Origin of the sequence: Halostagnicola larsenii XH-48 (assembly GCF_000517625.1) — an archaeon.
In the GTDB taxonomy this organism is placed as follows: Archaea; Halobacteriota; Halobacteria; order Halobacteriales; family Natrialbaceae; genus Halostagnicola; species Halostagnicola larsenii.
Map to the genome: position 1 here is coordinate 230358 of NZ_CP007056.1, position 14995 is coordinate 245352.

General features: G+C 60.6%; 13 protein-coding genes. 9 read left to right on the forward strand and 4 right to left on the reverse strand.

The annotated features are described in order from the left end of the window. Positions 1-2 precede the first annotated feature (2 nt). The 9 genes from HALLA_RS14985 to HALLA_RS15025 all read left to right on the forward strand — a co-directional run bounded on the left by HALLA_RS14985 (position 3) and on the right by HALLA_RS15025 (position 9219). Positions 3-683 carry a PHP domain-containing protein gene (locus HALLA_RS14985; RefSeq protein WP_049954311.1) on the forward strand — a complete coding sequence of 227 codons (681 nt, stop codon included), beginning with the start codon at positions 3-5 and terminating at the stop codon, positions 681-683. Beyond that, positions 680-1645 (forward strand): lysylphosphatidylglycerol synthase transmembrane domain-containing protein, encoded by a 966-nt coding sequence (locus tag HALLA_RS14990; RefSeq protein ID WP_084569056.1) that lies wholly within the window; start codon positions 680-682, stop codon positions 1643-1645. Before HALLA_RS14985 ends, HALLA_RS14990 begins: the two co-directional genes overlap by 4 nt. 259 nt (positions 1646-1904) lie before the next feature. Beyond that, entirely contained in the window at positions 1905-3209 is a 1305-nt protein-coding gene (locus HALLA_RS14995) for an aryl-sulfate sulfotransferase (protein WP_049954312.1), read from the forward strand. A 280-nt stretch (positions 3210-3489) separates the two neighbouring features. Beyond that, a complete protein-coding gene (locus tag HALLA_RS15000) occupies positions 3490-3777 on the forward strand; it encodes an amphi-Trp domain-containing protein (protein WP_049954313.1) in 288 nt (95 codons plus the stop codon). 398 nt (positions 3778-4175) lie between these two features. Next, the gene (locus HALLA_RS15005; protein WP_049954314.1) at positions 4176-5222 is read left to right on the forward strand and encodes a metal-dependent hydrolase; all 1047 of its coding nucleotides are present in this window, start codon (positions 4176-4178) and stop codon (positions 5220-5222) included. A 71-nt stretch (positions 5223-5293) separates the two neighbouring features. Beyond that, positions 5294-5923: a hypothetical protein gene (locus tag HALLA_RS15010; RefSeq protein WP_049954315.1), complete on the forward strand. Its 630-nt coding sequence runs from the start codon at positions 5294-5296 to the stop codon at positions 5921-5923. After that, complete coding sequence (locus HALLA_RS15015) at positions 5920-6576, forward strand: hypothetical protein (RefSeq protein WP_049954316.1); 657 nt, start codon at positions 5920-5922, stop codon at positions 6574-6576. Before HALLA_RS15010 ends, HALLA_RS15015 begins: the two co-directional genes overlap by 4 nt. Positions 6577-6754: 178 nt before the next feature. Continuing rightward, positions 6755-7987 (forward strand): potassium channel family protein, encoded by a 1233-nt coding sequence (locus HALLA_RS15020; protein WP_084569057.1) that lies wholly within the window; start codon positions 6755-6757, stop codon positions 7985-7987. Continuing rightward, a complete protein-coding gene (locus HALLA_RS15025) occupies positions 7984-9219 on the forward strand; it encodes a TrkA C-terminal domain-containing protein (protein ID WP_049954318.1) in 1236 nt (411 codons plus the stop codon). Before HALLA_RS15020 ends, HALLA_RS15025 begins: the two co-directional genes overlap by 4 nt. A 215-nt stretch (positions 9220-9434) precedes the next feature. Here HALLA_RS15025 and HALLA_RS15030 read toward each other — a convergent pair whose 3' ends face one another. The 4 genes from HALLA_RS15030 to HALLA_RS15045 form a co-directional block, all read right to left on the reverse strand. Next, complete coding sequence (locus HALLA_RS15030; RefSeq protein WP_049954575.1) at positions 9435-11519, reverse strand: copper-translocating P-type ATPase; 2085 nt, start codon at positions 11517-11519, stop codon at positions 9435-9437. Between the two features lie 244 nt (positions 11520-11763). Next, positions 11764-12213, reverse strand: a complete 450-nt coding sequence (locus tag HALLA_RS15035) for a low molecular weight phosphatase family protein (RefSeq protein ID WP_049954319.1) — start codon at positions 12211-12213, stop codon at positions 11764-11766. Between the two features lie 14 nt (positions 12214-12227). After that, positions 12228-13391 (reverse strand): ACR3 family arsenite efflux transporter, encoded by a 1164-nt coding sequence (arsB, locus tag HALLA_RS15040; protein WP_049954320.1) that lies wholly within the window; start codon positions 13389-13391, stop codon positions 12228-12230. Then, a complete protein-coding gene (locus HALLA_RS15045) occupies positions 13384-13782 on the reverse strand; it encodes an ArsR/SmtB family transcription factor (RefSeq protein WP_049954321.1) in 399 nt (132 codons plus the stop codon). Before HALLA_RS15045 ends, arsB begins: the two co-directional genes overlap by 8 nt. Between the last annotated feature and the right edge of the window lie 1213 nt (positions 13783-14995).

The window sequence follows — 14995 nt, forward strand, 5'->3', positions numbered from 1 at the left end:
CCATGACACGCCGATACGATCTGCAGGTTCACACGGACGCTTCGCCCTGCTCGAGTACGCCTCCCGAGCGCGTCGCAACCGCGGCGGTCGACGCCGGACTCGACGGTATCGCCGTCACCGACCACGACACGCTCGCCAATGTCGACGCCGTTCGGGACGCCGTCCCCGCGTCCCTGGACGTAATCTCCGGGGTCGAGGTGACCACGACCGAGGGGCACCTCTTGGCGCTCGACGTGACTGAGCCGCCGCCGCAGACTGACCCGTTGACCGTGATCGATCACGTCCACGATCAAGGAGGTGTCGCCGTCCTATCACACCCGTTCGATACAATGAGACAGTACTACGAGGCGGACCTTGATACCCTCGCAGACGCCATCGACGGGGTCGAGGCGATAAATTCCCGTTGTGTCCGCCGCCGATTCAACGAACGCGCAGCGCGCTTCGCGGCCGCCCACGACCTGCCGGCGACCGGCGGAAGCGACGCCCACTTTCCGATGGAGGTCGGCCGCGCGTACGCCACCGTCGAGGGCGACGGGCCGCTCGTCGAGGCCGTACGCGAAGGGCGCGTTCGTCCCGGCGGTCGCGGACGATACCTCTCGGGGCACGTCGCGACGAAAATCCATCAGTTTCGAACCGCTTCGGGTCGCTTCGTCGCGGACCTCACACCGGGGAGATCACCGTGACGACGAGCGGAAAGGCGGTCGTCGACCGGGGCCTGACGGTCGTTCGCGACCACGGCGTCTGGCTGACGGCATTACTCTCGGTCGTGGTCTTCTTCACCTTGGCCGCTTACGCGGACATCGACAGCGTGACGAGCGCTCTCGCCGCAGTGAACTGGAGCACGTTCGGCATCGTCCTCGGCCTCACGACCGTCGGATACGGCTTCCGATTCGCAAAATGGCACTACTACCTCCGGCGACTCGACGTGGACATTCCGCTCGCGGCGAGCGCTATCGCCTTCTTCAGCGGGCTGATGATGGTCGTCACGCCGGGGAAAGCCGGCGAGGTCTGGAAGGCGTGGTTCCTGAGCGACACGCGCGGCGTTCCCGCGAGCAAGACGACCTCCGTCGTCGGCGCGGAGCGTATCACGGATCTCATCGCGCTGAGCGTGTTGGCCGCGCTCGGCGTCCTAGTTTACAGCCGCTCGTCGCTTCCCGTGATCGGTCTCCTCGGGACCATCGCGCTCGGGATCGGCCTGCTTCAGTGGCGACGGGGGTGTCTGGCGCTCCTCGGACGGCTCGAGTCGGCCCCGGTCCTCGGCGAGTACGCGAGCGAACTCGAGCAGTTCTACGAGGGTACGTACCGACTGTTCCAGTTTCGTCCGCTCGTCGTTTCGACGCTGCTCAGCCTCGCGGCGTGGGGGCTCGAAGGCGTCGCGTTCTGGCTGGTTCTCGAGGGATTCGGCGTCGACGCCAGCGTCGTCATCGGGCTGTTCGTCTTCGGCTTCGGGTCGGTCGTCGGCGCGGTGTCGATGCTCCCCGGCGGACTCGCGGCGACGGAGGCGTCGATGGTCGGCGTCCTGCTCTCGATCGGGTACCCGGAGACCGTCGCGGCCGCCGCCACGATCGTGATCCGTGTGGGGACGCTGTGGTACGCTGCTGCGCTCGGCACGGCCACGTTCCTCACGTACAGGGGGACGCGATGAGCGGGCCACGAATTGCGGCTTTCGTCGAGTTCGGCTTGTCTTCACTGCGTCCACACCTCCGCTCGAGTTGGTTCTCGAGCGGTCCGTCTGCAATCGCAGTACCGGTCCGGATACTGCTTTCACGCTCTCACAGCGCTCGAGACGTAACACTTGTGACCACGTCTCCAACCCGTATATCCTGTATTGTACGCCAATTCACCCAATTTTGGGATCGATCACGTCCGATACGATTCGAACGAACCGCTCCAGCTAAGTATCTATGAACCAGCGTATCCGCGTCACCGTCGCCGCCGCCGTCATCGCTCTCCTGATCGCATCACTTGGCGTCCAGGCAATCACCATCGACCGCGAACCGACCGTTATCAATGAAGATGGCCGCTATCCCGGGAACACGCTCGTGGGGGTTCATTCGTACACCGACGATGGGCAAGTCGTCGAAATAGCGCCCGACGGCGATGTCGTCTGGGAGTGGTCGGTGCCCGACTCGCGCGTGTTCGGCGTCGAACAGATCGATCCGGAGACAGTGCTGGCGGCCGTCGCCGTCAAGACGCCTGCCGAAGAGTGTTCCCAGGAGTACCTGGAGTACGAGGAGTACGATGACCACTGCGTTCACAACCGCGTCGTCGAAATCGACAAGGGGTCGAAGGAGGTCGTCTGGGAATACGACTGGTACGACGACTTCATCGACTACCAGGAAGTCCACGACTTCGAGCGCCTCGATACTGGAGAAACGGCGATCATCGACATGGGGAACGATCGCTCGTTTACCGTCGACCGCGACGGCGAGATCACCTGGGAGTGGTATGCCGAGGACCATTTGACACCCGGAACGCCGTTCTACGAGGAGTACGGCGGTCACCAGCGAGACGGCGAACACGACGACTGGACGCACATGAACGACATCGACCAACTGGAAAACGGCAACTTCCAGATGAGCATCCGGAACTTCGACTCGATCATCGAGGTCGATCCGGAGACTGACGAGATCGTCGATGTGATCGGCGAACCGGGGAACAAAACCGTGCTGGATGAACAGCACAATCCTCACCGTATCGAAGATGAGGGGACGATGGTCGTCGCCGACAGCCGAAACAACCGGATCGTCGAACTCGACCTCGAGTCCAACGAGGAGATCTGGCGCTATACCGGCACTGCAAACGACCCCCTCCAGTGGCCACGTGACGCCGATCGACTGCCCAACGGCAACACGCTCATCACGGATTCGCGGAACAATCGTGTGCTCGAGGTCGCCCCCGATGGGGAGATCGTCTGGGAGTTCGACGACGCCGACGGGACAGTTATTCCGTTGGCGTACGAGGCCGACCGCATCGGAGTCGGCGAACAGCCCGATGTGCCGCCGGGGAGCGAACTGACCGAGGTCGATGTCGAACCTGGGCCCCTTCAGTCAGTGATTCAAGAATGGGAAGCCATGGCGCAGTACGTCTTCCCGACGTGGATGCACCTTCCGCAGATACTGCACGTCGTCGGTATCGGTCTGGGTGTGCTGTGGCTTGGTGGAGAGGGGTGTCTATTCGCGTGGCGACGAATCAGTACCAAGTGGTGAGCGAGCGTAGATGCGCCACCGGCTAGCGGCCCTGTCTCGATTTCGGTCTGGTGGGAACTTCCCATCGGCCGATCCAGAAACCGGTGTTTCCGGACCGGATCGGTCGTCACCAACGGGATCTCCCGTTCAACGGGATGGCTGGTTGGTAGCCCACTCGCCAGTTCCGATGCGTACGAACGCGAACTCACCTCTCTTCGGTGGTGATTTTGCTCCGACAGGACGGGTGGGCGTATTCGGACAGCGGACACACTTATCGAACTAGAAGTATAACTACGAGTGTATGCCCGAAGAAGTTCTGTTCAAATCCGAACACACGCAGGATAGAGAAGCAATTGCGTCGTACCTCCGCAGTGTTGCCGAAAAACTCGAGCAAGGGGGTTCGATCACACTGAAAGCCGGATCGGAGTCCGTAACCGTAGAGCCGCCCGCGCGACCGACGTTCGAAGTCAAAGCCGAACGCGAGGGTCCGGCAGACGGCGCCGGTGAGCTGAGCATCGAATTCGAACTCGAGTGGGACGAGGATAGTGACGGAAGCGGTGGAAGCGGTGGCGCCCTCGAGATCGAGTAACGAGTTCAGTTTTCGCTCCGGGGCGGAACTGCGATCCCCTCTAGCACACTCTCCGTCGCTGGTGATAAGCGGTGACCGAATAGCGACAGCGCCGACGATAGGAGGCGGTATTCCACCGTCGGGGATGCAGCCGGTGGGCGGTGGTCGAGAGATCGTAGTCTGTTGCACACAGCGGGGTGTACGACGGGTACCACACGCCGGTGAACCGGTGTCAACCGCTATCCGATTTCCAGTCGCCCGCAATCGTGGCGGCTACTCGAGTTCCTTCCGTGCCATCCGCACAGGAGCCGTACGGGAAACGACGTGAGCATTTCCGTGGGTGGACAGCGAGTTCGAGGGGGACACGAGTGTCCTTGCGGCGAGGGGCTTATACTGTCTCCACACATATCACCGACGACGTGTTTCTTGGACACGCGCTGCTGGCGTTCGCCCTCGCCACGCTGCTTGCGGACTGGCGAGGGTGGCCCGCTCGCCGCGCACTGACTCTCGGGGTGATTGCGGGTGCGTTCGCGGCGATCCCGGATATCGACGTCGCGTACGCGGCTGTGGCGCTGGATTTTGGCCGGCTGACCACCGAGTCGGTCGCTCGCCCGAGTACGTTCTGGGACGCGACGCGGGGCGTCCACCGGGCGATGACCCACTCGCTGATCGTCTCGCTGCTGGCCGGTCCCGCGTTCGGACTCTGGACGGGCGCGAAAAACGGCTCGGCGCTGACCCGGACCATCGGTCGAGGCGTCGGTGCCGCCGTGCTTGTCGGACTGGTCACCGTGGCCGCTCTCTCGAGCGGCCCGCTCGGGGCTATTGTGATGGGGCTGTTCGCAGTCGCCGGCGTCGGAGTCGCTCTGCTGTGTCGGATCGCGACGGACTTTTCGGCTCGGACGATCGGACTCGCCGCCACGGCCGGGTTGCTGTCTCACCCATGGGGCGACCTGGTGACGGGCGAACCGCCGCAATTGTTCTACCCGCTTTCCGTTCGCGTGTTCGACGGGCGGGTGATGCTCCACGACGACGCGACGGTTCACCTGCTGGGTGCGTTCGCGCTCGAGCTAGCGGTCGTCTGGCTCGCGGCGTTCGCGATCGCCCGCGTCACCGACCACTCGCTGTCGAGGTTGGTCGATCGACGCGCGAGCATCGGTGTCGCGTACGGCATGGTGGCCGTCGTGATGACACCGCCGACGCTCGACGTGTCGTATCACTTCGTGTTCTCAATTCTGGCAGTCGGGATCGTCTGTGCCGGCTTCTCGGCACGATCCGCTGTGTCGGCGTCGGTGACCGACCTTCGACAGTGGTTCGGCTTGCCGACGTTCGACGGGGTGTTGGCCGGCGAACTCGAGGGCGTGCACGCGTCGTCGCTGCAGGTTGCCTTCACTGCGCTGACCGGAATCACCGCGGCGCTCTGGGGGTACGCGACCGTGTATTCGATTGCGATATTCGTGACAGCCTGACTTCACAATTCGCTCGTGAGAACCGGTCCGACAGCCATACATAATTTATGTTCGAAGTCCTAACGCCCTGTATGTCGCTTTCTGAACTCGACCAGTTACTCGACGACGGTCGCCGAAACGCGATCATCGCCTGGCTACTGGTCGCCCTGCTGGCGAGCGCCAGCGTGGGCATCGTGGTCGTCACGGGCGTCCTGTGGTCGCTGTTCGCGCTGGTGTTGCTCGTGCTGGCGGTGATTCCGCCGCTGGCCTACCGAACGCCGTACGTAATGTTACCCTGGGAGGTGTTACTGATGGCTGCGCTGCCGGTCGTCGGACTCGCACTCGGCTCGGAGTGGCTCTCGAGCCAGTTTGCCGCCTACTTCGCGGTCGCGGCGATCGCGCTGGTGATCGCGGTCGAACTCCAGTCGTTCACGGCCGTTCGACTGTCGCCGGGGTTTGCGGTCGTCCTCGTCGTGATGTCGACACTGGCGGCCGCGGCGCTGTGGGGGCTGGTCCAGTGGGGATTCGACGTCTATCTCGGGACGAACTTCATCACGACCAACGAGGCGTTAATGTACGAGTGGATCTACTCGACGATCGCCGGACTCTTCGCTGGCGTCGTGTTCACGTTGTACTTTCGCCGACGTATCACGATGGAAGACCGGCTGCCAGCCGAGATCAAAGACGACGTGTTACAAGATCGCGCGGGTGAGAACCGATGAAAAACGTGCTCATCCGTGGACTCGCTTCCCAGCGTCGACAGCGCCAACTGTCGTACTTGATGGAGATCAGCCTCGTGGGGCTGTTGTTCGTCGGCATCGAACGGGGGAGCGTCGGCGTCATCGTCAACACGGTGGTCTGTTTGGTCGTAACCCAGCTCCCGGCGCTTCTCGAGCGGGATTACGAGATTCCGATGGACCCGCGGATCACGCTGTGGGTCACCAGCGCTGCGTTCCTCCACGCGCTCGGCACCGTTGGCATCCCCGGGATGGGGTGGAACTTCTACTCCGGAGTGGAATGGTGGGATCACCTGACCCACGCGCTGTCGGCGTCGGTCGTGGCGGCCGTCGGCTACGCGACAGTTCGGGCGATCGACGAGCACTCCGATACCGTGTATCTGCCGCCGAAATTCATGGCCGTGATCATGCTGTTGTTCGTGCTCGCGTTCGCCGTGCTCTGGGAACTCCTCGAGTTCGGGATCGGTATCGCCGCCGAACAGTTCGGTACCGCGTCGGTGCTCACCCAGTACGGCGTCTACGATACCCTCTGGGATGTCGTGTACAACTCGGTGGGTGCTGTCATCGTGGCGCTGTGGGGCGGCGTCTACCTCACGGACCTCTCGTCGGCGATCGGCGAGCGGTTCGGGAAAAACTGAGTTTCGACTGGAGCCGCCTCACGAGAATAGAGGCGGCGACGCGGGGCGTTTTGCTGGATCTCCGAGAGCTACTCGAGCGAACCACTCTGCTTTCCTCTCCGGCGGGTCATCTGAGTATCTAAAACGAGTGACACGAACGAGCGGCATTTATATACTGCTTCAGTAACTGAAGCCAGTTATGGTTCTGGCACCCATTACGGACGTTTTACTTGGAATTTATCTCGGACTACTCGCCGCCATCTTCCCGGCGTTCATCGCGTTTTCCATCGGTTTTATATTCAAATACTTCACGGCCGTTACCGTCCCCGCCCTCGGTGTCGTTGCACTGGGCGGGACACTCGCCGGGGTGTCCGGCGGGTTAATGGGGCTGATGGACCCGACACTCTCCGGGAGCTGGACGGGTATCACTGCTGTCTTAGTGATCTTGATGGCTTGCCTATGGGCGCACAGTCAAGGAGACACACTCGCGGATGCAACGCCTCGGAGGCTGACGCTAAAATCCATTCCGGGGGCGAAACTCTCCACCGACTTGGCCGAGCGGGTCGACTCCTACGGCCAGGTCCGCATTCGGCCCGTGGGGGAGATACACGACATCGAGGGGTACCCTCAGTTGTCCGAGGATCTGCGAGAACAGATCGCCAATCGTTCCTGGAAGTTCCCCGTTGCTCTCTCGGTTTCGGCGCTCGAATCCCGGCTCGAGGAGCGTCTGATGGCCGACTACGAACTCGCCGAAGCGAGCGTGACCATCGACAAAAAGGGACGCGCACATATCGCTGGGGCGCCGACTGCTGCCGGACTATCTCGGCGCGTACCGCCCAGAAAGCGGGCTGTAACGATTGAGACTCTCCTCCCGACCGGTGTTGCCCGGGGCGACTCCGTGACGCTTCGGCTCCCGGACGGCGACGTTACGGGTCCAATGGTTAGCGCCCGAACGAAAGGCGTCGAGACGAATGAGGTCGAGACGAAGAGTGAACCAGATCCGTCGAAGGAAACTGACGGTATCCAAGACGGTGTGAAACAACTCATCCCGAAGATGACGACGACCGGAGGAGAGGGGTTCGTTACCATCGCCGTTTCCCTCGCCGAGGGAAAGCGGATCGTTCGGAACGACTTCGCACCGATGGTTGTCAATTCGCGGGGAAAACAGCGCGAGTACGAAACGATCGCGGTTCTTCGGCAACACGGGAACCGATTTCGGAAACTGGTTGTGGGCGAACGGAGCTCACTCGCCGGCACCACGATCGGCGGTTCGCAGATTCGTGACGCCTACAGGGTGGCGATTCTAGCGATCCGACGTCCGTCGGAGGTGCTCATCGCTCCGCGGGGTTCGACTGAACTCCGGAGCGGTGACGAGCTAATCGTCGTCGGCAAGCCAACTCAGCTCCGTGAATTTGAGGGGGTGATCGCATGAGCCTGATATCGACGGCGCTCACTCACTCGTTCGTAGCGGCGTTGGTTAGCATACTCGGCTTGTCGCTGCTGGCGTTTGCGGTAACGACGATCGTCACGTTCGTGTTCCAGGTGCGGGTCCGACAGCGGTTCCCTGCGGGTGCAACACTTATCGTTGGTCTGGGCGTCGTCGCGATCTATCTCAACTCTCGATTGGCCCTCGTCCAGTTCATCAGTAACACGGGCGATCCCGTCACTGTGGAAGAGGCGATCCTCAACGTTTCGGCGTTCGCCGCGGCCGGCGTCGTGTCGTATGCGGGCCGATACGTCGGCAACACGGTTGGTGCCTCGAAGCAACTACCATGGCTAACCGTCGCGCCCGATTTCAGCCCGCTGGTTCGGGCCACTGGCCGATTCATCACGGTTACCCTGCCAGAGGACGTCCAAGACATCGATGGCTACGATGCAGTAAAGGGGGAAACGAAGAAGATACTCTCCGGGAAAACGATGGATTTCCCGCGGGGATTGACGATAGAGGAACTGGAATCCCAGATCGCCGCTCGGCTGACAGACGGATACGATATCGGCTACGTCGACGTGGACCTCGATACGAACGGGTCAGTCCAGTATCTCGCCGTGGGCCAGCGTCCGATCGGGATCGGGCAGACGCTACCCCAACAGTCCGCGGCAGTTGCGATCCGTGCGGACCCTCCTTACAGCGCAACTGCGGGTGATACAGTCCAGGTGTGGCGAACGGACGACGACGGCGTCGAAACACTACTCGGGACAGCAGAACTCCGAGGGAGTGTCCAGACGGTCGCAACGCTTGCGATGGACAAAGCGATGGCATCCGAGATGGATCCGACCGAGGATTACCGGCTGATGACGCTCTCGGCCGATTCGAACCCCGAACGCGAGTTCGCTGCGATGTTGCGGCGGGAGGACGAGACGATGAGCACCGTCGAGATTACGGCCGAGAGTCCGCTTATCGGGAGCTCGATCGGGGCGCTCGACGTGACCGTTATCGCTGCTCGGACCACCGACGGCGGTATCGAAACGCTCCCGAAGCGAGATCACATCATTCAGGCGGGAGACTGTCTCTTCGCGATCGGGCGTCCGGAAGCTCTGAGACGGCTCGAATCGGAAAACACCGCGCGTATCACTCCCACCGAACAGGTACTCGAGTATACCGAACAAATTCCGGCTCGATCGGAAGCATCGGGCGACAGACCACAGACGAAACGCGATCGGTGATGCGACTCACCGTCGCCCGCCGACGGGTCGCTCGTCTGGTGTACTGAATATACCGTTTCATCGTTGACTCACTACTGCTGACCGAACTTCGTGCGGAGATCCTTCAGGACGAGGCCCTCAGCCGACATCACCGTCGTCTTGAGACGGAACGCATCGGGAAGTCCCGATGCAGCCACAACACCAGGACGTGAGAACAGCATATTCGGCGGGCTGCGTCAGGATCGGTCCGTTCGTTCGATCGGTCGGTCGCCGTGTCCGGTCGGCTGACCACCGTTCTGTGACGAACGACCGGGGAGACTCGAGAGAGACAGATCGACGCGACGGAGTAGTTGCGCGTTGATCGCGACGATAACCGTACTGAGAGACATGAGCAACGCTCCTACGGCCGGAGAGAGAAGAACGCCGATCGGTGCGAGGACGCCCGCTGCGAGCGGGAGAGCGAAGACGTTGTACCCGGCAGCCCAGAGGATATTTTCCTGCATTTTCCGGTAACTCGCTCGGCTCAGTTTCACCAGACGGGTAACGTCCATCGGGTTGTTCTGAACCAGAATGACGTCTGCGGACTGAACGGCGACGTCAGTTCCGCTTCCGATGGCGATGCCGATATCCGCTCGAGTCAGTGCGGGGGCGTCGTTGACGCCGTCCCCGACCATCGCGACGAGTTTTCCCTGCTTCTGTAGCGCCCGTACTTTCTCGTCTTTGTCTTCGGGCAAGACCTCCGCGAACACCGTGTCGATACCCAGTTCGTCGGCCACCGCAGTGGCTACGTCCCGCGAGTCGCCGGTCAGCATCGCCACCTCGATCTCGAGTTCGTGAAGCGAGTCCACGACTCGGTAGCTCTCGTCTCGGATCACGTCCGCCATGGCGAAGGCGGCGATGGGTTCGGCGTGCTGGCTGACGGTTCCGTCGCTCGTTTCTCCTTCGCGGACGACGTAGACGACGGTTTGTCCGTTCTCGCCGGCTTCGTCGGCGAACCGCTGGAGGCTCGAGGGGGCCCCAGCGTCGAGTTGTCTGAGGAGGTTCGGACCGCCGACAGAGATCGTTTCATCCGCTACTCGTGCACGGACGCCTCGACCTTTCATCGCCTCGAAATCCGTTGAATCCGGAACACGAACGCGACGATCGACTGCCGCTTGGCGGATAGCACGGGCGATCATGTGTTCGGAGTCCCCTTCGACTGCAGCGGCACGGGCGATAGCGTCGTCTTCGTCGATGTCGTCAACAGTTGCTATGTCGACGACGCCGTGTTCGCCCTCGGTGAGCGTCCCGGTTTTATCGAAGACGATCGTATCCAGGTTTCGCGCTTCTTCCATGGCGATGCGATCCCGAACGAGCATTCCGTTGCGAGCGGCAAGCGAGGTGTTGATCGCGACCACGAGCGGGATAGCGAGGCCGAGCGCGTGCGGACACGCGATCACGAGGACGGTAACGACTCGCTCGATGACCGCCGCATCGAACGACGTGGCGACCGTCCACGCGAGGGCGGTCACGGCCGCCGCTGCGACAGCGACATAGAATAGCCAGCCGGCGGCTCGATCCGCGAGTAGTTGCGTCTGTGACTTGCTGCCCTGGGCCTGTTCGACGAGGCGCATGATCCCCGCGAGCGTCGTCTCCTCGCCCGTCGCGTCGACGCGGACGCGGAGACTTCCGTCGCCGTTTATCGTCCCTCCGATCACCTCGTCGCCCGGCTCTTTCGAAACCGGCCTCGATTCGCCGGTGATCATCGACTCGTTCACGTCCGAGTCGCCCTCCTCGACGACGCCGTCTGCGGGGACGCTCGCTCCGGGTCGCACGAGCACGAGGTCGCCTTCCGAGAGGGTGTTTACGGGAACCTCCTCCGTCTCGCCCCCGTCGATAATTCGTTCGGCAGTGTCGGGCATGAGTTTCGCCAACTCGTCGAGTGCGCTCTGGGCCCGTCGGACCGATCGCATCTCGATCCAGTGGCCGAGCAGCATGATGTCGATCAACGTCACGAGTTCCCAGAAGAACGCCGACTCGGTCGGGAGAACGACGCTCGCCATACTGTAGACGAACGCGACCGAGATCGCCATCGAGATGAGCGTCATCATTCCCGGCGACCGATCGCGCAGTTCCGGGGCCGCCATTCGAAGGAACGGAACGCCACCGTAGGCGAAGACGATCACCGCGAAAACCGGATTGATCCACTCGCTCCCGGGAAACGCCGGGACGGAAAATCCCAGCCATTCCTGGAGCATGTCGCTGTAGAGCAAGACCGGAATCGAAAGCAACGTCGAGACGAAAAACCGACGGCGAAACATCGCTTCGTGACCCTCGTGCATTCCGCCGTGATCTCCCTGATCGTGCTCACTTCCGTCCCGATCACCGCGGATCCCGGACGTAGTTCTCTCGTCCGAAGTGCGGGTGTCCTCGTGCTCGTCCATATTCGTCGTAGCTAGTGAACCACTCTCGAGGATAATCTAGCTATTGGCACACGAGCGGTTCGTTCCGCTTTTCGTTAGAGTCCGAGACGAGAGTCGAATACGCAACCCGGAGTCGACGTGTGTACAGTCGGTTGAAACGCAATCACTGAACGGGACCGATACATTCGTCGAACAGCGCGATGATACGTCGTTCGATTTCGTCTCGAATCTCTCGAACCTGCTCTATGTCGCGTCCGTCCGGATCCTCGAGCGACCAGTCACGGACGTCGACGTCCTCTCCGACGTCGCCGACCTCGAGCGTCGAACAGCCCATCGTTGCGACGTAATCACAGGACTGCAATTGCGCTCTCGTAATCTCTCGTGGCGTTCGATCGGAAAGGTCGATTCCTTCCTCGCCCATGACCTCGATTACTTCGTCGTGGACGCGGTCGGCAGGATGGGTCCCTCCGGTGAGGATTTCGACGCGGTCCTCGAGGTTGCGCCGGGTGCGCTCGCGCTCTGCGAATGCCGTCGACATCTGGGAGCGACCGGCGTTCTGGACGCACATGAAGGCGATACGAATCGGATCTGGTGATTCGGTGTTAGGTGTCATTGGAATCGTCGTGGTTAGTCGTTAGTTGTCGGCTCGAGTGCAGACGAATCGAGGCTTTCGGCCTCGAACCCGTCCCAGTCCAAACGCCGCCTGAAGTACAGGGCGACGTTGACGAGCGCGAGGAGGACCGGCACTTCGATGAGCGGCCCGACGACGGTCGCGAACGCGACGCCGGAGCCGATACCGAACACGGCTACTGAAACGGCGATTGCGAGTTCGAAGTTATTCGAGGCCGCGGTGAAGCCGATGGCCGTCGTCGTCGAGTAGTCCGCACCGACCCCCCGTCCCATCCCGAAACTCACGAGAAACATCACGACGAAGTATATCGTCAGTGGGACGGCGATCAACAGGACATCGCCCGGAGAGGCGACGATATTGTCACCCTGCGTGGCGAACATCATGACGATGGTAAACAGCAAGGCGACGAGCGTCAGGGGATCGATCTTCGGGACGAACTCCTCGTCGTACCACTCCTCGCCCTTGCGCCGAGTGCCGACGTAGCGGGTGAGAATTCCGCCTGCGAAGGGGATACCGAGAAAGACGACGATGGCGAAGAATACCTGATCGGGCGAGATGTTGAAGGTCGTAATCCCGGCAGCGAGCGCCTCCATTCCCAGTAACTGGGGCAAGAATAGCGCGAAAAACCAGACGTATACCCCGTATGTAACGATCTGAAAGAGGCTGTTGAACGCGACTAGTCCGGTGACGTACTCGGTCGACCCTTCGGCGAGCTCGTTCCAGACGAGTACCATCGCGATACACCGGGCCATTCCGATAAAGATGAGTCCGAGGAAGAACTCGGGACGGGCCGGGAGGCCGGGAACGAGCCCGCTGAAGAAAACGATAGCCAACGCGAACATCAACGTCGGTCCGATAAGCCAGTTCTGGACGAGGCTCAAGCCGAGCACGCGCCAGTTGCTGAATACCGTCGGAAGCTGCGAGTAGTCGGCTTTCGCCAGCGGCGGGTACATCATCAGGATTAGCCCGAATTCCACGAGGTGGAGGTCCTGGATCGGCTGCGTAACCGTTGGCGCGACGTATCCGAGGCCGACGCCGATGGCCATCGCTCCGAAGATCCAGATGGTGAGGTACTTATCCAAAAAGTCCATCGACCGCGGGTCTCCGCAACTCTCACACTCACAATTTGGACCATGTTCGTGCGTATCGACGTTACTCATCGCTCACGCTTCCCTCGAGGAGAGTTACCAACGCAACGGCGCGATTCGTCGCACGGTATTTCTTCCACCGGCCGTCTTTCCGGCCGTCAACGAGTCCGGCGTCGGCGAGTTTCGAGAGCGCATGGCTGAGGCCGCTCTCGGTCACGTCCACGACGGCTTGCAGTTCACAGACGCACAGTTCTTCGCCGGCCGCCACGAGAACGCGAACGAGCGTGTACCGAGTTTCATTGGCGAGCGCCGAGAGGACACCCAGTTCAGCTGTGACCTGTTCGGATCCAAGTGCCGCCTCCAGTGTACTCAGCTCGTCGAGACGCTGTTTCACATCTTCACTTCGACAGTCGCCGAGTTCATCGTCGAGGTAGCGACGAAGCCGATCTGTTGCTTGCGCCATCGATACCTATTTGAATAGTTCATCAATTAATGATTTCGGTATATCCTCCATATATTGCCTAAATGCGATATATTAGTGAATTCAGGGCTATACAGATACAGTGGTGGAGAGAAATACTTGAGAAACAATTCAAATCGAGTGCGGATCTAATCCAGACGAATCGTTCCCAGTCCGTCAGCCCGAGCGAACTCAGCCGAAAACAACGTGACGGAACTGCCTTTACCCAGGGACAGTTGCCAGAGCGTGAGGTGAACATGGCGAGCAACGAACCCGGCTCGAGACAGCTCGGGCGCTGTTTGCAGAACCTCGAGCCGACGCCGCAGTAACGCTCGGCGCGGTCGCTATCGAACGTGTGCGACCCCGAAAAGGTGGACAGACCGTCTCGTGTTTGAGCGTGCCGTTAATTTTCACTCCCGCCGTCCCGATACTGTTCTGCGGACTCCGTGAGTCTGGTGAATTGATGGTGGCGTACCGAGTGAGTGAATGACTTCATCCGACTGTTCAGCGTAGTACAGGAGGCGTAGAAATACTAGTATTCATATGGTATGGGAATATAGTCATCTCACATATAGGTTAGGGAGTTCAAATGATGTGAGCCAGGCAAAGCAACCGCTTCGTCCGCCCTGAAGGACGAATAGTGAAGCGGAGTCGGTTTTCACGAGGCAATAGCGAGCGCAATCCATGGAGTTACTGTATCCTCGCTATTCGGCTTAGATGGCGTGGTACCTCGAGAATAAATTACTGAAACGGATACCTCGAAGTATGAGATCACGTGTTGGCTTTTCCTGTAACCCTTGTCCCCACGCTACGGTCCGAACTCTATCGATACTGGACGATTTTCTTCTCGCTATCATTTTAGTTGCCCTGGTACAATTTTCTAAAATATATACATATATAAAACATGGTAGTATGGCATCAACGTGTTGTAGGAGGATGGAAGCCTCTTTCTTCCTCTGATGAAATACCTCGATGCTCATTTCGGTTTCCTGTACATGCGGGTTGTCCGGATTCTGCCCGCATCGATCGGACTGGTGACAGCAGATGCTCACAAACAGTTCAAAACGTTAGATCTGTCGGAACCGTTCATTATTGATAAACGCCAGCAATGGCGGACGAATGTCGAGAGACGAGGTGGTGTACGAAAGGCGATTGATTGACGAGAGAGGATTGGTCCCAAATACCATGTTTTACACCCATATTCTTGTAAACACGG

What these genes read in the sequence shown, in the direction of transcription:
- HALLA_RS15035 (WP_049954319.1), bottom strand. Translation starts at nt 12,213, where the DNA reads ATGACACCTAACACCGAATCACCAGATCCGATTCGTATCGCCTTCATG.
- HALLA_RS14995 (WP_049954312.1), top strand. Translation starts at nt 1,905, where the DNA reads ATGAACCAGCGTATCCGCGTCACCGTCGCCGCCGCCGTCATCGCTCTC.
- HALLA_RS15015 (WP_049954316.1), top strand. Translation starts at nt 5,920, where the DNA reads ATGAAAAACGTGCTCATCCGTGGACTCGCTTCCCAGCGTCGACAGCGC.
- HALLA_RS15020 (WP_084569057.1), top strand. Translation starts at nt 6,755, where the DNA reads ATGGTTCTGGCACCCATTACGGACGTTTTACTTGGAATTTATCTCGGA.
- HALLA_RS14985 (WP_049954311.1), top strand. Translation starts at nt 3, where the DNA reads ATGACACGCCGATACGATCTGCAGGTTCACACGGACGCTTCGCCCTGC.
- HALLA_RS15030 (WP_049954575.1), bottom strand. Translation starts at nt 11,519, where the DNA reads ATGCACGAGGGTCACGAAGCGATGTTTCGCCGTCGGTTTTTCGTCTCG.
- HALLA_RS15010 (WP_049954315.1), top strand. Translation starts at nt 5,294, where the DNA reads ATGTCGCTTTCTGAACTCGACCAGTTACTCGACGACGGTCGCCGAAAC.
- HALLA_RS15000 (WP_049954313.1), top strand. Translation starts at nt 3,490, where the DNA reads ATGCCCGAAGAAGTTCTGTTCAAATCCGAACACACGCAGGATAGAGAA.
- HALLA_RS15045 (WP_049954321.1), bottom strand. Translation starts at nt 13,782, where the DNA reads ATGGCGCAAGCAACAGATCGGCTTCGTCGCTACCTCGACGATGAACTC.
- arsB (WP_049954320.1), bottom strand. Translation starts at nt 13,391, where the DNA reads ATGAGTAACGTCGATACGCACGAACATGGTCCAAATTGTGAGTGTGAG.
- HALLA_RS15025 (WP_049954318.1), top strand. Translation starts at nt 7,984, where the DNA reads ATGAGCCTGATATCGACGGCGCTCACTCACTCGTTCGTAGCGGCGTTG.